The organism is Pseudomonas sp. SMV71 (assembly GCF_052042015.1).
In the GTDB taxonomy this organism is placed as follows: domain Bacteria; phylum Pseudomonadota; class Gammaproteobacteria; order Pseudomonadales; family Pseudomonadaceae; genus Aquipseudomonas.
In genome coordinates, this window is the sequence record NZ_JBKGGU010000015.1 from 126,477 (window position 1) to 147,896 (window position 21,420).

17 protein-coding genes are annotated in these 21,420 nt (G+C 63.0%); 5 read left to right on the top strand and 12 right to left on the bottom strand.

Translation table 11 applies throughout. From position 1 onward, the window contains the following. Window positions 1-2: 2 nt before the first annotated feature. Window positions 3-2,282, top strand: a complete 2,280-nt coding sequence (gene ptsP / locus ACLEJQ_RS17255) for a phosphoenolpyruvate--protein phosphotransferase (RefSeq protein WP_440796767.1) — start codon at window positions 3-5, stop codon at window positions 2,280-2,282. Window positions 2,283-2,411: 129 nt separating this feature from the next. Here ptsP and ACLEJQ_RS17260 read toward each other — a convergent pair whose 3' ends face one another. Then, window positions 2,412-3,158 carry an NRDE family protein gene (locus tag ACLEJQ_RS17260; protein ID WP_440796769.1) on the bottom strand — a complete coding sequence of 249 codons (747 nt, stop codon included), beginning with the start codon at window positions 3,156-3,158 and terminating at the stop codon, window positions 2,412-2,414. 263 nt (window positions 3,159-3,421) lie between these two features. On the opposite strand from ACLEJQ_RS17260, the gene ACLEJQ_RS17265 reads away from it, so the two are divergent. From ACLEJQ_RS17265 to ACLEJQ_RS17275, 3 genes are all read left to right on the top strand, one after another. Beyond that, window positions 3,422-4,204, top strand: coding sequence for a sulfite exporter TauE/SafE family protein (locus tag ACLEJQ_RS17265; RefSeq protein ID WP_440796771.1), 783 nt, complete (start codon window positions 3,422-3,424; stop codon window positions 4,202-4,204). Window positions 4,205-4,272: 68 nt separating this feature from the next. After that, the gene (lgt, locus tag ACLEJQ_RS17270; RefSeq protein WP_440796773.1) at window positions 4,273-5,082 is read left to right on the top strand and encodes a prolipoprotein diacylglyceryl transferase; all 810 of its coding nucleotides are present in this window, start codon (window positions 4,273-4,275) and stop codon (window positions 5,080-5,082) included. 48 nt (window positions 5,083-5,130) lie between these two features. After that, window positions 5,131-6,102: a thymidylate synthase gene (locus ACLEJQ_RS17275; protein WP_440796775.1), complete on the top strand. Its 972-nt coding sequence runs from the start codon at window positions 5,131-5,133 to the stop codon at window positions 6,100-6,102. Between the two features lie 139 nt (window positions 6,103-6,241). On the opposite strand, the gene cadR is transcribed toward ACLEJQ_RS17275, so the two are convergent. Then, window positions 6,242-6,688 carry a Cd(II)/Pb(II)-responsive transcriptional regulator gene (cadR, locus tag ACLEJQ_RS17280; RefSeq protein WP_440796777.1) on the bottom strand — a complete coding sequence of 149 codons (447 nt, stop codon included), beginning with the start codon at window positions 6,686-6,688 and terminating at the stop codon, window positions 6,242-6,244. Between the two features lie 87 nt (window positions 6,689-6,775). Here cadR and ACLEJQ_RS17285 point away from each other — a divergent pair, with 87 nt between their 5' ends. After that, window positions 6,776-8,995, top strand: coding sequence for a heavy metal translocating P-type ATPase (locus tag ACLEJQ_RS17285; RefSeq protein ID WP_440796779.1), 2,220 nt, complete (start codon window positions 6,776-6,778; stop codon window positions 8,993-8,995). A 213-nt stretch (window positions 8,996-9,208) separates the two neighbouring features. Here ACLEJQ_RS17285 and ACLEJQ_RS17290 read toward each other — a convergent pair whose 3' ends face one another. From ACLEJQ_RS17290 to ACLEJQ_RS17335, 10 genes are all read right to left on the bottom strand, one after another. Beyond that, the gene (locus ACLEJQ_RS17290) at window positions 9,209-12,256 is read right to left on the bottom strand and encodes an efflux RND transporter permease subunit (RefSeq protein ID WP_440796781.1); all 3,048 of its coding nucleotides are present in this window, start codon (window positions 12,254-12,256) and stop codon (window positions 9,209-9,211) included. Beyond that, window positions 12,253-13,317: an efflux RND transporter periplasmic adaptor subunit gene (locus ACLEJQ_RS17295; protein WP_440796783.1), complete on the bottom strand. Its 1,065-nt coding sequence runs from the start codon at window positions 13,315-13,317 to the stop codon at window positions 12,253-12,255. Before ACLEJQ_RS17295 ends, ACLEJQ_RS17290 begins: the two co-directional genes overlap by 4 nt. Next, a complete protein-coding gene (locus ACLEJQ_RS17300) occupies window positions 13,314-14,417 on the bottom strand; it encodes an efflux RND transporter periplasmic adaptor subunit (protein ID WP_440796785.1) in 1,104 nt (367 codons plus the stop codon). The genes ACLEJQ_RS17295 and ACLEJQ_RS17300 overlap by 4 nt, the downstream gene beginning before the upstream one ends. 420 nt (window positions 14,418-14,837) lie before the next feature. Then, entirely contained in the window at window positions 14,838-15,620 is a 783-nt protein-coding gene (locus tag ACLEJQ_RS17305; protein WP_440796787.1) for a MetQ/NlpA family ABC transporter substrate-binding protein, read from the bottom strand. A 265-nt stretch (window positions 15,621-15,885) separates the two neighbouring features. Next, entirely contained in the window at window positions 15,886-16,821 is a 936-nt protein-coding gene (locus ACLEJQ_RS17310) for a sigma 54-interacting transcriptional regulator (protein WP_440796789.1), read from the bottom strand. Between the two features lie 48 nt (window positions 16,822-16,869). Beyond that, the gene (locus ACLEJQ_RS17315; protein WP_440796791.1) at window positions 16,870-17,451 is read right to left on the bottom strand and encodes an alpha/beta hydrolase; all 582 of its coding nucleotides are present in this window, start codon (window positions 17,449-17,451) and stop codon (window positions 16,870-16,872) included. A gap of 232 nt (window positions 17,452-17,683) precedes the next feature. Beyond that, entirely contained in the window at window positions 17,684-17,932 is a 249-nt protein-coding gene (locus ACLEJQ_RS17320) for a DUF2789 domain-containing protein (protein WP_440796793.1), read from the bottom strand. 205 nt (window positions 17,933-18,137) lie between these two features. Continuing rightward, window positions 18,138-19,082, bottom strand: coding sequence for a sulfotransferase family protein (locus tag ACLEJQ_RS17325; RefSeq protein ID WP_440796795.1), 945 nt, complete (start codon window positions 19,080-19,082; stop codon window positions 18,138-18,140). Then, window positions 19,070-19,858, bottom strand: a complete 789-nt coding sequence (locus ACLEJQ_RS17330) for an aspartyl/asparaginyl beta-hydroxylase domain-containing protein (protein WP_440796797.1) — start codon at window positions 19,856-19,858, stop codon at window positions 19,070-19,072. The genes ACLEJQ_RS17325 and ACLEJQ_RS17330 overlap by 13 nt, the downstream gene beginning before the upstream one ends. A 13-nt stretch (window positions 19,859-19,871) precedes the next feature. Beyond that, window positions 19,872-21,383 carry a TolC family protein gene (locus ACLEJQ_RS17335; protein ID WP_440796800.1) on the bottom strand — a complete coding sequence of 504 codons (1,512 nt, stop codon included), beginning with the start codon at window positions 21,381-21,383 and terminating at the stop codon, window positions 19,872-19,874. Window positions 21,384-21,420: the final 37 nt, after the last annotated feature.

Genomic DNA, 21,420 nt, shown 5'->3' on the forward strand with positions numbered 1-21,420 from the left:
CCATGCTCAATACGCTGCGCAAGATCGTCCAGGAAGTTAACGCCGCCAAGGATCTCAAGGCGGCGTTGGGGATTATTGTGTTGCGCGTCAAAGAGGCCATGGGCAGCCAGGTCTGCTCGGTCTATCTGCTGGACCCCGAGACCAACCGTTTCGTGCTGATGGCCACCGAGGGCTTGAACAAGCGCTCGATCGGCAAGGTCAGCATGGCGCCCAATGAAGGTCTGGTCGGCCTGGTCGGCACGCGCGAAGAGCCCCTCAACCTTGAGAACGCTGCGGATCACCCACGCTATCGCTACTTCGCCGAAACGGGCGAGGAACGCTACGCCTCTTTCCTCGGCGCACCGATCATCCACCACCGCCGGGTCGTCGGCGTGTTGGTCATTCAGCAAAAGGAACGCCGCCAGTTCGACGAAGGTGAAGAAGCCTTCCTCGTGACCATGAGCGCGCAGCTGGCCGGCGTGATCGCCCATGCCGAGGCCACCGGCTCGATCAGCGGCCTGGGGCGCCAGGGCAAGGGCATCCAGGAAGCCAAGTTCGTCGGCGTACCGGGCTCGCCAGGCGCGGCAGTCGGTACGGCGGTGGTCATGTTGCCGCCCGCCGACCTGGACGTGGTGCCGGACAAGCCAATCGCCGACATCGACGCTGAGCTGGCGCTGTTCAAGACAGCCATCGAAGGTGTACGGGCCGACATGCGGGCCCTGTCAGCCAAGCTGGCGACGCAACTGCGCCCCGAAGAGCGTGCGCTGTTCGACGTCTACCTGATGATGCTCGACGACGCCTCCCTCGGCAGCGAAGTGACCACCGTCATCAAGACCGGCCAGTGGGCCCAGGGCGCGCTGCGCCAGGTGGTGACCGACCACGTCAACCGTTTCGAACTGATGGACGACGCCTACCTGCGCGAGCGCGCCTCGGACGTCAAGGACCTGGGTCGCCGGCTGCTCGCGTACTTGCAGCAGGAGCGCCAGCAGACCCTGGTCTACCCCGACAACACCATCCTGGTCAGCGAGGAGCTGACCCCGGCCATGCTTGGCGAGGTGCCGGAAGGCAAGCTGGCGGGCCTGGTCTCGGTACTGGGCTCGGGCAACTCCCACGTCGCGATCCTCGCCCGGGCGATGGGCATCCCGACGGTGATGGGCCTGGTGGACCTGCCGTACTCCAAGGTCGACGGCATCCAGATGATCGTCGACGGCTACCACGGTGAGGTCTATACCAACCCCAGCGAAGTATTGCGCAAGCAGTTCGCCGATGTGGTGGAGGAAGAAAAGCAACTGTCCCTGGGCCTGGACGCGCTGCGGGACCTGCCCTGCGTGACGCTCGACGGCCACCGCATGCCGCTGTGGGTCAACACCGGCCTGCTGGCCGACGTGGCCCGGGCGCAGAAGCGTGGGGCCGAGGGCGTGGGCCTGTACCGCACCGAAGTGCCGTTCATGATCAACCAGCGCTTCCCCAGCGAGAAGGAACAACTGGCGATCTATCGCGAGCAACTGGCCGCGTTCCACCCGCAACCGGTGACCATGCGCAGCCTGGACATCGGCGGCGACAAGGCCTTGTCCTACTTCCCGATCAAGGAAGAGAACCCGTTCCTCGGCTGGCGCGGCATCCGCGTGACCCTCGACCACCCGGAAATCTTCCTGGTCCAGGCCCGCGCCATGCTCAAGGCCAGCGAAGGCCTGAACAACCTGCGCATCCTGCTGCCGATGATCTCCGGCACCCACGAACTGGAAGAGGCTCTGCACCTGATCCACCGGGCCTGGGGTGAAGTGCGCGACGAAGGCACCGACGTGCCGATGCCGCCCGTGGGCGTGATGATCGAGATTCCGGCGGCGGTGTACCAGACCAAGGAGCTGGCGCGGCAGGTGGACTTCCTGTCGGTGGGCTCCAACGACCTGACCCAATACCTGCTGGCGGTGGACCGCAACAACCCACGCGTGGCGGATTTGTACGACTACCTGCACCCGGCCGTGCTGCAAGCCCTGCAAACCGTGGTGCGCGACGCCCATGCCGAAGGCAAGCCGGTGAGCATCTGCGGTGAAATGGCCGGCGACCCGGCGGCCGCCGTGCTGTTGATGGCGATGGGCTTCGACAGCCTGTCGATGAACGCCACCAACCTGCCGAAAGTGAAGTGGATGCTGCGCCAGATCAATCTGAGCAAGGCACAGGATCTGCTGGCGGAGGTGATGACCATCGACAACCCGCAGGTGATCCACAGCTCCCTGCAACTGGCGCTGAAGAACCTTGGGTTGGCGCGGATGATCAATCCGGCTTCGAACAAGACGCTCTAATTTGCGGCGATCTCATCGCGAGCAAGCTCGCTCCCACAGGGATCCCGGTTGTTCACAAGTGTGTGCTCGCCGAAGATCCAATGTGGGAGCGAGCTTGCTCGCGATAGGGTCAGCAAAAACGCCACATGACTAAACCCTGACCTCCACCTCCCCCAAATGCCCCCCATGCGGCCCAAAGCTGCGCTCGACCATCCGACGCGTCCCATCGGCCTGGACAATCAACGCCGTACTCGCCCGCGTCCCATAAGCCGGGCTGGCAATGAACACACTGGACAACAGCGCCTCGGTCGCCAGGCCCACGCCGGTGTCCGGCAAGTCCGCCACCGGGGCCGGTTGCGGGTCGTTGAGCAGCGCCAGCAAGGCCTGGGGCTGCGGATCGTCCAGCAACTCGCCCAGCGCCGCGCGCGCCTTGAGCAGTTTCGGCCACGGTGTGTTCAGCCCGGCGTTCGATAAGCCGTAGAGGCCCTCGGCCAGGCGCTGGGGCCGCGCCTCTCGGGCGTTGTAGTGCCACAACTCGGTGCCGTCGCCGAGCAGCAGGTTGAAACCGCCGTATTCCGAAGCCCTGGGCACGATTTCACTCAGATAGTCGGCAATCGGCAGATCGCCGGTGAGAAACCGCGCGACCAGTTCGCCCCGCGACTTGAGCGCCGGAAGCTGGCCTGGGTCACGGATGTTGGTCAGGGCCGCAAAGCGACCCTGGGCGCCAACGCCGAGCCAGGTACCGCCGGCCTCCAGATCGCGGCCGGCATGGACATGGGGCGCATCAGGCCACTGCGCCAGGGGCAGGGTCGGGCGGGCGTAGAACTCGTCACGGTTGGCCGCCACGATCAGCGGTTGGGCGTGACCGGGCCGCCAGGCAAATACGATCAGGCACATCAGGTAATCCCCAGCCAGTTGGACGGATTTAGCGAAGCCCCGTGGCGAGGGAGCTTGCTCCCGCTGGAGGGCGCAGCACTCCCCGGCGATTGTTGGGCTACTGCGTAGCCCAGCGGGAGCAAGCTCCCTCGCCACAAAAGCGATCGGTGTTCGAACCCACTCTACCCACACATCGCCCTCGCTTCCATCGCCTTCAGTGGAGCCCGAGGCCATGGATCCGTTACCATGCCGCTCTTGTTTCGGGGATGGGTGGGGAGACGCTGGTGGAATTTGTGCTCTATCTGCTGCTCGGCGCCTGCGCCGGCGTACTGGCCGGGCTGTTCGGCGTGGGTGGCGGGATAATCATCGTCCCGGTACTGGTGTTCAGTTTCACCTTGCAAGGCTTCGACCCGCAGGTGCTGACACACCTGGCGGTCGGCACGTCCCTGGCATCGATTATCTTCACCTCGGTCAATGCAGTGCGCGAGCATCAGCGCAAAGGCGCGGTACGCTGGCCGATTTTCGCCTGGATGACCGTGGGCATCCTGATCGGTGCCGGTGTCGGCGCGCTCACCGCCGAAGCGATTTCCGGCCCGAACCTGCAAAAGATCATCGGCGTGTTCGCCATCATCGTCTCCGTACAACTGGCCCTGGACCTCAAGCCCAAGGCCAGCCGCACGGTGCCGGGCAAGGCCGGATTGACCCTGGCCGGCACGGTGATCGGCTGGGCTTCGGCGATCTTCGGCATTGGCGGTGGTTCGTTGACCGTACCGTTCCTGACCTGGCGCAGTGTGCCGATGCAGCAGGCGGTGGCGACGTCATCGGCCTGCGGCCTGCCGATTGCCCTGGCCAGTGCTTTGAGTTTCATGATTCTGGGCTGGCACGATCCGCTGTTGCCGGCCCATAGTCTCGGTTTTGTGTATCTGCCGGCGTTGTTGGGCATCGCCCTGACCAGCATGGTCTTCGCCCGCTTCGGTGCGCGACTGGCCCATCGCTTGTCACCGCGCTTGCTCAAGCGGCTGTTCGCCGCTTTGCTGTTCTGCGTCGGCACAAGTTTCCTGTTCTGACGCAATCCTGGCTTAATCCCGAGGTGGCAGCGTCGCCCGGGTATTTTTGACGTTTACGAGGAATATCAATGCTGCCTTACCCGCAGATCGATCCGGTGGCCCTGGCCATCGGCCCGCTGAAAATCCACTGGTACGGCCTGATGTACCTGGTGGGCATCGGCGGCGCCTGGCTGCTGGCGTCGCGCCGGCTCAACCGCTTCGACCCGACCTGGAACAGAGAGAAACTCTCGGACCTGGTGTTCTGGCTGTCCATGGGCGTGATCGTCGGCGGACGCCTGGGCTATGTGCTGTTCTACGACCTGAGCGCCTACCTGGCCAACCCGACGCTGATTTTCGAAGTCTGGAAGGGCGGCATGTCGTTCCACGGTGGTTTCATCGGGGTGATGCTGGCGGCGGTGTGGTTCGGCAAGCGCAACAACAAGTCGTTCTTCGAGCTGATGGATTTCGTCGCGCCGATGGTGCCGATCGGCCTGGGTGCCGGGCGCATCGGTAACTTCATCAACGCTGAATTGTGGGGCAAGCCGACTGACGTACCGTGGGCGATGGTCTTCCCACCGTTCAGCGACCCGGCACAATTGCCACGCCATCCGTCGCAGTTGTACCAGTTCGCCCTTGAAGGTGTGGCGCTGTTCCTGATTCTCTGGCTGTTCTCACGCAAGCCACGGCCAACGATGGCGGTGTCGGGCATGTTCGCGCTGTTCTACGGAATCTTCCGGTTCATCGTCGAATTCGTCCGTGTACCGGACGCCCAGCTCGGCTACCTGGCGTGGAACTGGCTGACCATGGGCCAGGTGCTGTGCCTGCCGATGATCATTGGTGGTCTGGTGCTGATCTGGCTGGCCTATCATCGTGCGCCGGCTGCGGCGGCCAAGGTTTAAATTCGAACCCCGGGGCGCAGGCCCCGGGTTCAAGGACACAGGTAACCCATGAAGCAATATCTCGATCTGGTGGCCCACGTCATCAAGAACGGCACCAAGCAGGCCAACCGCACCGGCGTGAACACCATCAGTTTCCCCGGCGCCATGCTGCGCTACGACCTCAAGGACGGCTTCCCGGCCATCACCACCCGCAAGATGGCCTTCAAGTCAGCTATCGGCGAGATGTGCGGCTTCCTGCGGGGGGTCAACAACGCCGCTGAATTCCGCGCGCTGGGCTGCAAGGTCTGGGACCAGAACGCCAACGAAAACGCCCAGTGGCTGGCCAACCCGTTCCGCCAGGGCGACGACGACCTGGGCGAGATCTACGGCGTGCAATGGCGCAAATGGCCGGCCTACAAGCAGATCCCGGTGACCAACCGGGCGGCCATCGAACAGACTCTGGCTCAGGGCTATCGGCAGATCGCCGAAGGTGAAGAAAACGGCCAGGCCTACGTGGTGCTGTACAAAGCCATCGACCAGGTGCGCCAGTGCGTCGACACCATCATCAAGGACCCGGGCAGCCGGCGCATCCTGTTCCACGGCTGGAACTGCGCCCAACTCGATGAAATGGCCCTGCCGCCGTGCCATCTGCTCTACCAGTTCCACCCGAATGTCGAGACGAAGGAAATTTCCCTGACGCTCTACATTCGCTCCAACGACCTGGGCCTGGGCACGCCGTTCAACCTCACCGAAGGCGCTGCCCTGCTGAGCCTGATCGGCCGCCTCACCGGCTACACGCCGCGCTGGTTCACCTATTTCATCGGCGACGCCCACGTCTACGAAAACCATCTGGACATGCTCAACGAACAGCTCAAGCGCGAGCCGTTTCCGATGCCCAGACTGGTGATTTCCGAGCGCGTGCCGGAGTTTGCCAAGACCGGCGTTTACCAGCCGGAGTGGCTGGAGCTGGTCGAGCCGAGCGACTTCTCCCTCGAAGGCTACCAGCACCATGCGCCGATGACGGCGCCGATGGCGGTCTGATCGCCACCATCCCCCTGTGGGAGCGAGCCTGCTCGCGATAGCGTCCTCACATCAGCTATTGAAGTGACTGACACACCGCCATCGCGAGCAGGCTCGCTCCCACAGGGAATCCGGGTGGTTCAGAACATATGGGGCGCCCTCAATGCCCATGACTCCTGCCCACATGTGAATGCTCCACCTCCGGCGCCACCGCCCCGCTGACTTCCAACCGCTGCAAGATCCCGCATTGCTCCAGGTCCGGCCCTTCGCCACAGCGATGGCGCAGGTCGATCAGTTGCGCCTGCAGGGCCAGCAGGCCATCGATGCGGGCCCTGACGTGGTGGATGTGTTCGTCGATCAGCGCGTTGACGCTCTCGCACTGGTCCTGGGGGCTGTCGCGCAGCGCCAGGAGGCTGCGAATTTCTTCCAGGGTCATGTCCAGGGTGCGGCAGTTACGGATGAACGTCAGCCGCTCGGCGTGGGCCTGGGTGTAGACGCGGTAATTGCCGTCGCTGCGGGCTGGTTCCGGCAGCAGCCCTTCGCGTTCGTAATAACGGATGGTCTCGACCTGGCAGTCGGTGATTTTCGCCAGTTCTCCGATCTTCATGACGCCGCCTCTCAGATAGGTGCTTGACCCTATAGTGGCTACAGGGTCTTTACTGTGCAACAAGCACTTTTCATGGACGTAAATCCAATGAGCGATTCCCTTCACATCCATAAGCCCGCCCACGGCCATGACCACGGGCATTCCTGCTGCGCATCGAAAGCAGCGCCGTCAGTGGTCAACCTCGGTAAAGCGTCGACGGACGGCGCCCGGCTGAGCAGCTTCCGCATCGAAGCGATGGACTGCCCCACCGAGCAGACGCTGATTCAGAACAAGCTCGGCAAGCTCGACGGCGTGCACCAGCTGGAATTCAATCTGATCAACCGAATACTGGGTGTGACCCATGCGCTGCCCAGCGACGCACCCATCATCGAGGCGATCCAGTCCCTCGGCATGCAGGCCGAGCCGCTGACGCCGGGCCAGGAAAAAACTACAAACTCACTGCCCGCCCCGGCCAAGCCCTGGTGGCCATTGGCACTGTCCGGTATCACGGCCCTGGGCGCCGAGGTGATCCACTTCACCAACGCCGCGCCAGACTGGGTGGTTGCGCTGGTAGCGCTGGTGTCGATCCTCAGCGGCGGCCTCGGCACCTATAAAAAGGGCTGGATTGCCCTGAAGAACCTCAACCTGAACATCAACGCGCTGATGAGCATCGCGGTGACCGGCGCGGTGTTGATCGGGCAATGGCCGGAAGCGGCGATGGTGATGTTCCTGTTCACCGTGGCCGAATTGATCGAGGCCAAATCCCTGGACCGCGCCCGCAACGCCATCAGTGGCCTGATGCAGATGGCCCCTGAACAAGCCACGGTGCAACAGGCCGATGGCAGCTGGCGGGAGCAAGAGGTGAAGGCTATCGCGCTCGGGGCACGGGTTCGGGTTCGCCCGGGCGAGCGGGTCGGCCTGGACGGCGATGTGGTCGCCGGCCGTTCGACCATCGACCAGGCGCCAATCACCGGCGAGAGCCTGCCGGTGGAAAAAACCGTAGGCGACAAGGTTTTCGCCGGCACCATCAACCAGGCCGGTGAATTGGAGTTCACGGTCACCGCTGCAGCCGACCAATCGACCCTGGCGCGGATCATCCACGCCGTGGAGCAGGCCCAAGGCTCGCGCGCACCGACCCAGCGCTTCGTCGACCGGTTCTCGAAAATCTACACCCCGGCAGTGTTTGCCCTGGCCCTCGCGGTAGCGGTCATCCCGCCGCTGTTCATGGGTGCGGCGTGGTTCGACTGGATCTACCGGGCGCTGGTGCTGCTGGTAGTGGCGTGCCCTTGTGCATTGGTGATTTCCACTCCGGTGACCATCGTCAGCGGTCTTGCCGCTGCCGCGCGCAAAGGCATCTTGATCAAGGGCGGTGTGTATCTGGAAGGTGGCCACAAGCTTGACTACCTGGCCCTGGACAAGACCGGCACGCTGACCCACGGCAAACCGGTGCAAACCGATTACCTCGCCCTGGACCCGAGCGTGGAGAGCAGTGCCCCGGCCCTGGCCGCCAGCCTGGCCGCCCGTTCCGACCACCCGGTGTCGAAGGCCATTGCCAATACGGCTGTGGATAAACAACTGGCGCCGCAGGTTGTGGATAACTTCCACGCATTGCCGGGACGCGGAGTGCGCGGCGACATCGACGGCAAGACTTATCACCTGGGCAATCATCGCCTGGTGGAAGACCTGGGCTTGTGTTCGCCGGAGCTGGAAGAACAACTCTTTGCCTTGGAAAAACAGGGCAAATCGGTGGTGTTGCTGCTCGACAGTTCGGGCCCACTGGTCTTGTTCGCCGTGGCCGATACGGTAAAGGACTCCAGCCGCGAAGCCATCCGGCAATTGCATGACCTGGGCATCAAGACCCTGATGCTCACCGGCGACAACGCCCACACCGCTGAGGCGATCGCCGCGCAGGTGGGCATGGATCAGGCTCGGGGCGATCTGTTGCCGGAAGACAAACTGCGGGCCATCGAGGACTTGTACGCCAAAGGGCATCGTGTCGGCATGGTCGGCGATGGCATCAACGATGCCCCGGCCCTGGCCCGCTCGGAAATCGGCTTCGCCATGGCTGCGGCCGGGACCGATACAGCCATCGAGACCGCCGACGTCGCCTTGATGGACGACGACCTGCGCAAGCTCCCGGCATTCATTCGCCTCTCGCGGCAGACTTCAAGCATTCTGAAACAGAACATCGCCCTGGCGCTGGTGATCAAGGCGATCTTCCTCGGGGTGACCTTTGCCGGGTTCGCCACTATGTGGATGGCGGTTTTTGCCGATATGGGAGTCAGCTTGCTGGTGGTGTTCAATGGGTTGCGGTTGGTGCGTAAGTAAAAGGCCAGAGTGACTGGGCGGGCCCTATCGCGAGCAGGCTCGCTCCCACAGGATTTCGCTGAGCCTCAAGCGTCGCAGAAACCCGTGGCGAGGGAGCTTGCTCCCGCTGGGCTGCGAAGCGGCCCCATAAGCGATGAGCGCTTCGCACTCAAGCGCGAGCAAGCTCCCTCGCCACAGAAGCAGCGCATGACCAGTTCTCATTGCAATGGGCGATCAATCGCGCTTCGGCTCGCGAATCTTGTACCAGGCCACATACAGCGCCGGCAGGAACAACAGCGTCAGTAGCGTGGCGATGATGATCCCGCCGATCATCGCGTACGCCATAGGCCCCCAGAACACTTCCCGGGCAATCGGGATCATCCCCAGGCTCGCCGCCGCCGCGGTGAGCAGGATCGGCCGACGCCGGTGTTCGGTGGCTTCCACCACAGCATCCCAGGGCTCGTAGCCGTCGCGCTCGTACTCGTCGATCTGGGTCACCAGGATCACCGAGTTGCGGATGATGATGCCGATCAGCGCCAGGATCCCGAGGATCGCCACGAATCCCATGGGTGTGCCCGTCGGCACCAGCGCCAGCACCACGCCGATCAAGCCGAGGGGCGCCACGCTCGCCACCAGGAACAGCTTCTGCACGCTGTGCAGTTGGATCATCAGGAAGGTCGCCATCAGAAACAGCATCAACGGCACGACGCTGGCGATCGGCCCCTGGGCCTTGCTGCTCTCTTCCACCGTACCGCCGGTGGCGACCTTGTAGCCCACCGGCAGGCCGGCGGCAAACTTGTCGATGTCCGGTTGCAGCTGCTTCACCAGGTCGGTGGGCTGGATCTCATCGCGCACGGCAGCCTTGATGGTAATGGTCGGCTTGCGATCTCGCCGCCACACCAACGGTTGCTCCAGCTCATAGCGCACAGTGGCGAATGCCAGCAGCGGAATCGAGGTGCCGCCCGGCGTGACGATCTGCAGGTTCTGCAAGGTTTCCGGCGAGCCACGCTCGGCGTCGATGGCGCGCCCCACCACGTTGATCAGGTAGATATCGTCGTCGACCTGGGTCACTGGCGAACCACTGACGATGCTGTTCATCAGCCGGGCGACGTCATCGGAGGACAAGCCCAGTTGCCGCGCCTTGTCCTGGGCAATGTCGATGCGCAGGACCTTGCCCGGCTCGTTCCAGTCGTAAATGATCTCACCGATGTGCGAGTTCTTGTCCAGTTCGGTGGCCAGTTCGATGGCGTGCTTGCGCACCTGGTCGATGTCCTTGCCGCTGATTCGATATTGAATCGGCCGCCCCACCGGCGGGCCCATTTCCAGAGACTGCACGTAACTGCCGATTCCGACGAAGTCTTCGCGCAGGCGCTTTTGCAGACGCTCGGTTAGCGCCGTGCGCGACTCCAGGCCCTTGCTGACGATCACCAGTTGCGCGTAGTAAGGGTTCTGCAGTTGTTGGTCCAGCGGCAGGTAGAAACGAATCGCGCCCTCGCCGATGTAGGTGCTCCAGCGCTCGATGTCCGGGTCGTCCTTGAGCGTCGCCTCCAGACGGTCGACGGCCTTGCGGGTTTCGTCCATCGAAGCGTTTTGCGGCAGGTTGAGGTCCACCAGGATTTCCGGGCGATCCGAGGATGGGAAGAACTGGTTCTGCACGAAACGCATGCAGAACACCGCCAGCACGAACAGCACTATCGTGATGCCGATGGCCCACCAGCGATTGCGCATCGACCACAGCAGGCCACTGTTGAACGCCCGGCCGATCCGTCCCGGTTCCTTGTCGTGGGGCTTTACGTTGGTGCTGAGGATGTGCACGCCGATCACCGGGGCGAACAGCACCGCGACGATCCACGACACCAGCATCGCCACGGCAATCACCGCGAACAGGGTGAAGGTGTATTCGCCCGCCGAGCTGGCGTTCAGGCCGATGGGCACGAAGCCGGCCACCGTCACCAGGGTTCCGGTGAGCATCGGGAACGCGGTCGAGGTATAGGCGAACGTGGCCGCCTGGTCCTTGGTTTCGCCTTTTTCCAGGCGCGTGACCATCATTTCCACCGTGATCATCGCGTCGTCCACCAGCAGGCCGAGGGCAATGATCAACGCGCCGAGGGAGATGCGCTGCATGGTGATGCCGCTGTATTCCATGAACACAAAGACCATCGCCAGCACCAGTGGAATCGAGCAGGCCACCACCAGTCCGGCACGTATGCCGAGGCTGACGAAGCTGACAATCAGCACGATCACCACCGCCTCGAACAAGGCGCTGGTGAAGCCGCCGACCGCTTCCTTCACCACTTCGGCCTGATCCGACACCGTGTGCACGCCAACGCCTACCGGCAGGTCGGCGGTCAACTCGTTCATGCGTGCATGCAGGGCCTTGCCGAATTGTTGGATGTTGCCCCCTTTCTTCATCGCGATGGCAAGGCCGATGGCCGGCGTACCGTTGAAGCGGAACATAGGCGTGGCCGGGTCGACGTAGCCGCGACTGATGTCCGCGATATCCGCCAGTCGATAGAACCGGTCATTGAGTCGCAGATTGACGTTCGCCAGGTCTTTCTCCGACTGGAACTGCCCCGACGTGCGCACGGAAATCCGCTCCGGTCCGGCGTCGATCACCCCGGCGGGTGTCACTGCGTTCTGCGATTGCAGGCTTTGCACCACCTGGCGCTGGTCGATCCCGAGCGCGGCGAGTTTGCGGGTGGAGAAGTTCAGGTACAGCACTTCGTTCTGCTCGCCGATCATCTCGACCTTGCCCAGACCGGGCACGTCGCGGATCTCGGCGCGCACTTGCTCCACATAGTCGCGTAGCTGGCGCATCGACAGGCCGTCGCCGGTGAAGGCATAAACCGAACCGTAGACATCACCGAACTCGTCGTTGAATCCCGGCCCCTGCAGGCCCTCGGGGAAATCGCCGCGAATGTCGTTGATCTTCTTGCGCACCTGGTACCAGATCTCAGGGATGTCCTTGGCGCTGGTGGTGTCGCGCAGATACACGAACACCGTCGATTCGCCAGGCCGGGTGTAACTTTTCACATAGTCGAGGGAATCGAGTTCTTCGAGTTTTTTCTCGATGCGGTCGGTGACCTGCTTGAGGGTTTCTTCCTGGGTCGCGCCGGGCCAGCGCGTCTGGATGATCATGGTCTTGATGGTGAACGAGGGGTCCTCTTCACGCCCCAGGTTCATGTACGAGAACACGCCCATCAACAACGCGACGAACATCAGGTACCAGACGAACGACTGATGCCGCAGGGCCCATTCGGATAAGTTGAAAGGCCCTTTCATCGTGCGTCCTCGTCGAGTTTCACTTTCTGCCCCGGCTTGAGGCTGTTCACCCCGGCGCTGACCACCCGGTCGCCGGGCTTGATGCCGTTGGCCACCAGCACCGAGTCGGCCGAACGTTCCAGGATCTTCACGTCGCGGGGCGAGACGGTCTGGCTCTGTGGGTCGATCAGCCAGATCCGCGCCTTGCCGTCGACCTCTTGCAATGCACTGAGCGGCAGCTCGATACGCGGCTCGATGGCCGAGCTCAGGGTCACGCTGATGGCGGTGCCCAGGCGAAAACCGGGCGGGGTGTCAGTCAGGGTCAGGCGTGCGCGACGAGTCCGGGTGGCGCTCTGGGCCTGGGGCTCGATCTCGCGCACGATGGCGGTGGTGTGGGTGGTCGGGTCAAGTTGCGCGGCGACTTCGAACACCACATCGGCGGGCAACCGATCAACGAGGTCGGCCGGCAGGTCGATCACCGCCTCCTTGATATCGGGGCGGGCGAGGGTCACCACTTGCTGGCCGGCGGTCACCACCTGCCCGGCTTCGGCATTCCAGGCCGTGACGACGGCATCGTGATCGGTGCGCAGCTCGCTGTAGTTGAGCTGGTCGCGGGCTTGCTCCACCGAGGCGCGCGCCTGTTCGAGGGCGGCACCGGTAGTTTTCAGGTCGGTCTGGGCAATGTCCAACTGCGCCTGGGCACCGACGCCCCGGTCGAACAACTGTTGCTGGCGACGGGCATTGGCCTGGGCGTTGATGTACTGCGCTTCTATCCGCGCCAGATCGCCCTGGGCGGCACGTAACTGGTTCTGTTGATCGGTGGGATCGAGGGTGGCGAGCAAGTCGCCTTTCTTCACCTCGGCGCCGACATCGACGTTGCGGCTGGCGATCCGTCCCGGCACGCGGAAACCGACATTGGTTTCGTAACGCGCCTGGATGTTCCCGGCAAACCGTCCCAGGGCCTGTTGATCCAGGGCCCGGACTTCGACCGACAACACCGGGCGGACCGGCTCCGGTGGCGCTTCTTCCTTCGAACAGGCCGCCAGCAACAGGCCAGCCGAGACCATCCACAAGCGCTTCATGGCTGGGCTCCTGTCGGGGATTTGTCCTGGGTGTTTTCGGCAATCTCGACCCGCACGCCAGGGTGAAGCAATTGCCCGCCCGCGGTGACAACTTTCTCACCGCCCTTGAGGCCGTCACTGATGATGACCTTGCCGGTCAGGTAGCGGCCGACGGTGACGGTCTGCAACTGCGCCTTGCCCTCGCCATCCACCAGCCACACGGCCGGCTCACTGACGTTCTTGGTCAACGCCGACCACGGCAACTCGACGGCGGTCTTGCCTGCGGCCTTGGCCGTGGCGCTGACCACCGAGCCGAGACGCATGCCCTCGGGCAGGTCGTTGAGGGTGACCTTGACCTGCACCGTGCCGGTCTGGGCGGACACCGCCGGGGTGATCTCGCGCACCGTGCCGGTGGTCTGGATCGCCGGATTGTCCAGCAGGCTGATGACAATCCCCCGATCCGACGGCGGTTCGCGCAACAGCGACTCGTAGATGTTGAACACCGCGTCGCGCTCGCCATCGCGGGCCAGGCTGAAAATCGGCTCCGTGGCCTGTACCACCTGACCGACCTCGGCCTGGCGCGCCGTGATGATGCCGGGGGCATCGGCGATCAGCGCGGTGTAGCTCAGTTGTTCACGAGCATTGGCCAGTTGAGCCTGGGCCGCGGTCAGCGCGCTCTGGCTGCTGCGCAATTGCGCCTGGGCCGCGTCGTATTCGCTCTGGCTGGTGTAGCCCTTGGGCAGCAGTTTCTGCTGGCGCACGAACGCCGCTGCACTCTGCTTGACCCGCGCCTGTTCGGCCGCGACCTGGGCCTCGGCGGAATCGACATTGGTCTGCAAGTCCCGGGGATCGAGACGGGCCAGCACTTGCCGGGCCGAGACCCGGGCACCGACATCGACCTTGCGCTCGATGATCTTGCCGCCCACGCGAAACGAAAGATCAGTCTGCACCCGCGCCTGGACATCGCCGGTGAGCGTCACCGATGCTGCATATTCGCTGGGCACGGCCTGTTGCACGAGCACCCGTGGCAGGGCTTTTTCGGCAGGTTTTTCATCACCGCATCCGGCCAACAACGCGCACAAGCCCAAGCCAACTACCAGTTTGATTCGGGGACCAGCCATGCAGACTCCTTTGCGTAGTACGGACGTACCAGTGACGGATACGACTGTGAGCTTAGAGCAGGGTTCAACGGGCGCACAGTTCCACTGTAGGCGCTATTGAGCCAAGCGCAGCGGATTGATCGACGGTATTTGCAGCGGCCCTGCAAGCAGGCTATTTTCCCAGACGCTGCGGGACAGGTTCCAGCAACCTTTTCCCAGGAACCGCAGTGCATGGCCGGACTCCATGGCCCATCACAAGGAAGATAACAATGGCTGACGTGAAAGCCCCGCAACCGCTCGACCCGCAAGACATCGTCAAACTGCTCGTGGCCCTGCGCCGCGCATTGAAGGTACGACCCGCATAGCCGAAGCGTTTGCATAAAAAAAACGCCGACGCTGGCAAAGCCGTCGGCGTTGTCACTTAAAGCACGCTTCGTTCGATCAGAACGCCGGCAGTACCGCGCCGCTGTATTTCTTCTCGATGAACGCCTTCACTTCAGGGCTGGTCAGGGCCTTGGCCAGTTTCTGGATAGCCGGGCTGTCCTTGTTGTCCGGACGGGCCACCAGGAAGTTCACGTATGGCGAATCCGCGCCTTCGATCACCAGCGCGTCTTTAGCCGGGTTCAGGCCTGCCTCCAGCGCGTAGTTGGTGTTGATCAGGTCCAGGTCAACCTGATCCAGGACCCGCGGCAGCATGGCCGACTCCAGTTCCTTGAACTTGAAGTTATGCGGGTTCTTGGCGATGTCTTTCGGCGTAGCCAAGGCGTTTTTCGGGTCCTTGAGCTCGATCAGGCCAGCCTTCTGCAACAGGATCAGTGCACGCCCGCTATTGCTGCCTTCGTTAGGCAGCGCGATGGTTGCGCCATCCGGCAGTTCGGCCAGGGTCTTGTACTTCTTCGAATAGCCGCCGAACGGTTCAACGTGCACGCCAATCACGGTGACCAGATTCGTGCCTTTGCCTTCGTTGAAGTTCTTCAGATACGGCAGGGTCTGGAAGTAGTTGGCATCCAGACGCTTCTGGTCAACCTGTACGTTGGGTTGCACATAGTCGGTGAAAACCTTGATCTGCAGGTCGACGCCTTCTTTGGCCAGGGCCGGTTTGATCAGTTCGAGGATCTCGGCGTGTGGCACCGGAGTGGCTGCCACTACCAGTTTCTCTGCTGCCTGGGCCAGGCCCGAGGTCAGGGCTGCCGCCAAGGCGGTGAACAACAGAACCTTTTTCATGCAGTGTCCTTATCGAAAATCACTGCCGTCTTGGACGACGGCCAACGGAGTAAGTGCCAGCGAAGTGCTATCGCTGGCGTGAAGCGGAAGATACCGATATTTTTTATGCCTTAACAATATCTTTTATTCAAGTTCATATTCATTTTACTCATATAGACAAACAACCTTGTGGCGAGGGAGCTTGCTCCCGCTGGGCTGCGAAGCGGTCCTTAAATATTACGGCTGCTGCGCAACCGAGCGGGAGCAAGCTCCCTCGCCACAGGTTTTATAGCGTCTGGTCCAGCCGGGCGAGCAACGCTTTGAGCGCCGTGCGTTCAGCCTCGGTACCACGAGCAACGACATGCCTCACTTGCTGCTCGATCGTCTCCAGCGCCGAGGGCTGCGCCGGCAGGTTCAGATGCTCCGGCAGGATCTCATCGCCACCGCTGACCAGCAACGCGAAATGAATGACGTTTTCCAGCTCGCGGGTGTTGCCCGGCCAGCTGTGTCGCTCAAGAGCCCGTTGCGCCGCCTCGCTGATCAACGGCACGCCCAGATCCAGGCGCTGACTGTAGATGCCCAGGAAATACTCGGCCAAAGACAGAATATCGCCCACTCGCTCACGCAGGGCCGGCAGCTCGAGTCGGCCTTCGCTGAGATAATGGTAGAGCCGCTCGTTGAATTTTCCGGCGGTCACCGCTTGCGCCAGGTCAATGCTGGTGGCCGCTACCAGGCGCACATCCACCGGGCTTGGCTGCGGTGCGCCGACGCGGGTGACTTCGTGATTCTCCAGGGCAGCCAGCAACTTGGCCTGGATCGGCAACGGTAAATCGCCGATTTCGTCCAGGTACAGGGTGCCGCCATTGGCCGAGCCGAACCAGCCAGCGCGGCTGCTGGCCGAGCCGCTGTAGTTGCCGGCGGCGTAGCCGAACAGTTCGGCGTCGGCGTAGGTCGGGCTGATGGCGCCGCAGTTGACCGAGACAAACAACCCGCCTCGATCACTTTCGCGATGGATGTGTCGGGCCAGCAACTCCTTGCCGGTACCGGTTTCGCCGCGGATCAGCACCGAGATCGCTCGCGGGGCCAGCTGTTCCAACTCCTGGCGCAGCTGTCGCGAGCGCGGGTCGACGAACACCAACGCCTTGGCGCGAATGCTCAGGGGGCTTTTTTCCGCGTCGGGAAAGGTCAGCAAGGGCTGACCGAAGGTTTCATGCAGGCTCATGGCAGTCTCCCGCCCCAAACCGCCGGGAGACGGGAGGGCGTAAAAAATTCAGGCGCGTCGCAAGGCGTGATGCTCCATGCGGTTTTGCAGACGATAGAGATAGGCGAAACCCTGCTCCCAACGGTGATGACCGGACTTCACATTGATGTGCCCCGCCCCGGCCAGGATCCCGGCCTCGGCCCCCCAATTACGAGCCAGCTCCAGGGCGCGCGAGGTGCTCACGGCAGCGTCGTTGTCGGAGCTGACGACCTGGCTGGGGAACGGCAGCAGGTCGGTGGGAATCGGTGCGAAATTGCGCAACGCCGGGACGCATGCCGGCCGCTCGACGTCCGCCGGCGCCACCAGCAACGCCCCGCGCACTTGCCGCAAGAACTGCACCGGCGCGGTGGCGGCCCAATGGGCGACGGTGATGCAGCCCAGGCTATGGGCGATCAGGATCACCGGGGAGCTGTCGGCGGCAATCGCTTCGGCCAACGCCGCCACCCAGTCTTCACGCCGAGGCGTCAGCCAGTCGGCCTGCTCGACCCGGGCACTGTTGGGCAGGCTGTTCTGCCAGTGGCTCTGCCAATGATTTTCCGGCGATCCTTGCCAGCCCGGCACAATCAGGTAGCGAATCGTTTCGTTGCGCATGGGTGCTCTCCTGCGTGTCTGTTCACGGAGGAGTATAGGGACGAGATTTATATTGTTTAAGGAATAAGAAGCTATTTATTAATAACCAAAAAACCATCCGCATGATCAACACGGTCAACGGTGGGGAGCGAGCCTGCTCGAGATAATGGTAGGCAAGTCACCGAAAATGTTGAATACAATGGCCTCATCGCGAGCAGGCTCGCTCCCAGAGGAGGCCGAACTTCTTCAGAAGTCATGATTCGCTGCGCCCCTTTCTCAACATCACATCCAGCTGATCCACCACCACCGCCCAGTCGGCATCTACGAGGATTTCGTCGCGCAGCAATTGTTTCTGGCTCTTGCTCCAGAAAAACGCATCCGCCAGGCGCAAGTCGGGCTCGAGGGGTGAATGGGTGACGATGAACTGGTCGATGCTGACCGCATCGTCGGCCAGGCCCAGCTGTTTGAACAGCGCTGGAAGGCTGTGGATCGGGGTGTCCATGCAGAGCTCCTGAACAGAATGTTCTCTCGCAGTCTAGCCCCTGGATCGCCGCCAGACTGATCAATATTCAATCAAGTCTTCACTGCGCACATCCCCTGTGGCGAGGGAGCTTGCTCCCGCTCGGTTGCGCAGCGACCGCAAAAATCGGGGGCTGCTGCGCACCCCAGCGGGAGCAAGCTCCCTCGCCACAAAAAGCGACCATGCTTCAAGCGTTTCTAAACCTCTCCAGCGCGTCATAAGGCCCCTGCGCCCAATGCTCCACCCGTTCGCACAGCAGTTGTGAAGCCTCCCGGCGTTTGTCTGCGCTGTCGCCGATGAACACCTGCGCCGGCTGCTTGGCATGCTGCCCCACCGCCGCGAACGCTTGCCGGCATTGCGCTTCATCCAGACGAAAGAACGTCGCCAACCTGCCCGTCATTGCAGCGGGTAGTTCGCTGTAGTTCACCGCCATTCCGGCAAATTCCCGACAATGCGCCAGGGCCCGTTGAAACAGCCGTCCCAAACGTCGTGCAATGAAGTCTTCCTGACCGACGAAGGGCAAGCCGTCGTCCAACACACTGGCCCCTATCATCCCTGACACCATGTGCATGCCGGGACGGCGCAGGTGGGACACGGCGATTTCCAGCGGATCACGGTACAGAAACAGCCAGGGCGTGTCGGGAAAGCACTCTCGCAGCAGCGGCAGTTCACCGAGGTTCCAGGCGTCGAGCTTGATCATCAGCCGTTGCTCGACGCCTCGGCAGCGCTGCCCGTAGGCCGACAACAAGCCCTTGAGCGCGGCGGTGCGCTCGATATCAGGCAACTCAGCGCGCAGCAGCGCGTCCAGCGGCGGCGGTTCGGAAACGACAATGTGGTCGTCCAGTTGCGCCAGCATCTGGCTGATCAATGTCGAGCCGCAACGCGAGGCATGGAAAATGAACGCGCTGGGCGCCAGGCCAGCGCTCTGCTGCTGCCACTGACTGAGCACGCTCAATGGGGTCTGGCGGCGGAACACCTGGTTGAAGGGCAGGCGCAGCGCGTCCTCCACGGCGTCGCTAAAGAACGGCTGCGACAATCGCTTCTCACCGAACCAGCACCAATCCACCTGCCACCGCCCGAGCGTTTGTCCTATGCGCATCGGCAACCAACCCTGCAGGTTCAAGCCTTCCATTGATCACTCCACTGCCGACGGCCGTGGCGCATGGCCGAGCGTAGTTCTTCCTGAGTGAAGTGCAGTCCCAATTCGGCACCGAGCACGATGGCCCGCTCCACGAACGCATCTACGTCATGCAACTGCTGCAAGGTACGGGCGAGTCGCGGATCGGCCTCTACGCGCTGCTGGAAACGAGCCAGGTCGCTTTGCCCGGCACCGACAGCGGGCGTGGCAGCCAGCCCTTGGGCAATCTGTTGGTTCAGCCAGGGCCCGGGACGACAATCGAGCACCAGGTGAATGCGTGACGTCTCAAGGCTGCGATTGGCGACACGATGGGGCCGCGACAGGTCGAGAAACCAGCATTCGCCCGCACTCATCGGAATCAGCTGACCATCCAGCCAGAAATCCACTTCCGGCGAGCTGAGCAGCGGAACGTGCAGGCGCAGGTCGGCATCCGGCCCGCCCAGGTCATAATCGCGATGTTCGTGGATCCGCCCGCCCGGCCCCAGCCGTAGCAGCCGGGCCGAGACTATTTCCAATGGCCAATCCAGCAACGCCTGGCGCCAGCGGTCGTCCCTAGACCACGGCGCCCGGTGCAGGGGGGCGGCGGCGCCCGGTGACAGCTCGGTCAAGGCATCGGCCGCCGAAATCAGCGCCACGCCGCTCCAGTCGCCGCTGTAATACGCGTTGTTGAAGTGCCCTTGCCACCGCTCGTCCTCAACGGCGGCCAGGGCCTGCAACAGCAGCGGCAGGTTTACCGTCAGCGGCAGCCGGGAGAAGGCCGGGCGGTTCAATGCCGAGCGCCGGTTATTGCGTCACCGGAGCAGTCGGCACGGCGATATTGCCCTGGGCCCAGGCGGCTTCGCGGCTGGCCAGGGCGGCGGCAATCGACTGGACTTCGGTCGATTGCACCTCGTTCGGCAGCGGGTCGAGGCCGGCGCTGGCGAATATCTGGCCGTAGGCGTTGCGCAGGTCGGCATAGGACAGGTCCCGCCGCAGGTCGGCCTGCAAGGTATTGAGTTCCCCCTGGATCAGCTCCAGCTCGCCGATACCGGCGGCCTGGTGACGGCTGCGCAACTGGCCGACGATCTGCCCATCGATGTCCGACAGCTGCTGGTTGGTCTTGAACTGGCGCATTGCTTCCCGATAGTTGGCATTGGCGACGTACAACTGCGCCAACACGGCAATCGACATCGCCTGGCGCCGCGCCGCCGCCACTTCTTCACCGGCCTTGGCCACGTCGATGGCCGCCGGGGCGGAGATCACGTTGAACAGGTTCCAGGTGACCTTCACGCCATAGTCTGCCCAACCCTGCTCCACCAGGAACGAGTTGCTGTCGTAATGTCCGCCGGCGGAGAACTCCAGCCCTGGGAGCAGACGCAACATGGCCTTGCGGGTTTCGGCGGCGGTGATGCGTGTCTGGTAATCCTGTTCGCGCAGTTCCGGACGACTGGCCAGGGCTTCCTGTTCGAGGCGGGCCATGTCGACCTTGAGTTCCGGAATGTCATATTCATCCGGTGTCGCCAGGGTCAGCTCTGTGCCCAGCGGCAGGTTGATCAGGGTCGCCAGTTCGGTCTTGGCCAGGGACAACGCCCGACGCTGCTCTTCGAGCTGGCGGGTGGCCTGGATCAGCGAGCGCTGGTAACCGAGGGCTTGCACCGGGTCACCGATGCGCTGTTCGCTCATGCTCTGGCTGTTGCCCCGCGCTGCTTCGACGCGGGCCATCAGGCTGTCGATCTGCTTGAGCAGACGCTCGGCGGCCATGGCACGCCAGTACGCCGAACGCACGTCCTGGACGATGGTGTTGATCACCTTGCGCCGACGCTCCTGCACGATCAGGCGCTGGTCCCCGGCCTGCTTGGCGCTGATGTAGCTGACGCCGAAGTCGAGCACGTTCCAGACCATGGTCAGGTCCGCCACCTCACGGTCGCGGTCCTGGGAGGTCGACGGTTCCAGGGACTGGGTACCGGTTTCCACGCTCTGGCTGCTGGACGCGCTGACGTTGTTGCGCCCGACATAACCGGCGTCCAGGGCCATGCGTGGCAGCATGTCGAAACTGGCCAGGTCCAATTGCCGCTTGGCCAGGGCCTCCTCCATGATTTTCAGGCGGCCTTCAAGGTTGTACTTCACCGCACGTGCCATGGCCTGATGCAGGGTCAACGGGCCACTCAGAGGCTCTTGATCCTTGAACATGTTCTGCAGATCGGTGCGGGCCCGCTGTTCGCTGACGCTACGATCGATCGGCTCGCTGGTGACCGCACATCCGCTGACCACCAACGCCAGCGCACTCATTACGAATAACTTGCGACTTCTATTCATTCCCTGGATTGCCCCTGGCTGCCCAACATGTTTTTTA

Excerpts from the sequence above, each read along its gene's own strand:
- ACLEJQ_RS17295 (WP_440796783.1), bottom strand. The coding sequence starts at position 13,317 with ATGAAGCGCTTGTGGATGGTCTCGGCTGGCCTGTTGCTGGCGGCCTGT.
- ACLEJQ_RS17275 (WP_440796775.1), top strand. The coding sequence starts at position 5,131 with ATGAAGCAATATCTCGATCTGGTGGCCCACGTCATCAAGAACGGCACC.
- ACLEJQ_RS17325 (WP_440796795.1), bottom strand. The coding sequence starts at position 19,082 with ATGGAAGGCTTGAACCTGCAGGGTTGGTTGCCGATGCGCATAGGACAA.
- ACLEJQ_RS17300 (WP_440796785.1), bottom strand. The coding sequence starts at position 14,417 with ATGGCTGGTCCCCGAATCAAACTGGTAGTTGGCTTGGGCTTGTGCGCG.
- ACLEJQ_RS17310 (WP_440796789.1), bottom strand. The coding sequence starts at position 16,821 with ATGAGCCTGCATGAAACCTTCGGTCAGCCCTTGCTGACCTTTCCCGAC.
- ACLEJQ_RS17290 (WP_440796781.1), bottom strand. The coding sequence starts at position 12,256 with ATGAAAGGGCCTTTCAACTTATCCGAATGGGCCCTGCGGCATCAGTCG.
- ACLEJQ_RS17260 (WP_440796769.1), bottom strand. The coding sequence starts at position 3,158 with ATGTGCCTGATCGTATTTGCCTGGCGGCCCGGTCACGCCCAACCGCTG.
- ACLEJQ_RS17320 (WP_440796793.1), bottom strand. The coding sequence starts at position 17,932 with ATGGACACCCCGATCCACAGCCTTCCAGCGCTGTTCAAACAGCTGGGC.
- ACLEJQ_RS17305 (WP_440796787.1), bottom strand. The coding sequence starts at position 15,620 with ATGAAAAAGGTTCTGTTGTTCACCGCCTTGGCGGCAGCCCTGACCTCG.
- ACLEJQ_RS17315 (WP_440796791.1), bottom strand. The coding sequence starts at position 17,451 with ATGCGCAACGAAACGATTCGCTACCTGATTGTGCCGGGCTGGCAAGGA.
- lgt (WP_440796773.1), top strand. The coding sequence starts at position 4,273 with ATGCTGCCTTACCCGCAGATCGATCCGGTGGCCCTGGCCATCGGCCCG.
- ACLEJQ_RS17335 (WP_440796800.1), bottom strand. The coding sequence starts at position 21,383 with ATGAATAGAAGTCGCAAGTTATTCGTAATGAGTGCGCTGGCGTTGGTG.
- ACLEJQ_RS17285 (WP_440796779.1), top strand. The coding sequence starts at position 6,776 with ATGAGCGATTCCCTTCACATCCATAAGCCCGCCCACGGCCATGACCAC.
- ptsP (WP_440796767.1), top strand. The coding sequence starts at position 3 with ATGCTCAATACGCTGCGCAAGATCGTCCAGGAAGTTAACGCCGCCAAG.
- cadR (WP_440796777.1), bottom strand. The coding sequence starts at position 6,688 with ATGAAGATCGGAGAACTGGCGAAAATCACCGACTGCCAGGTCGAGACC.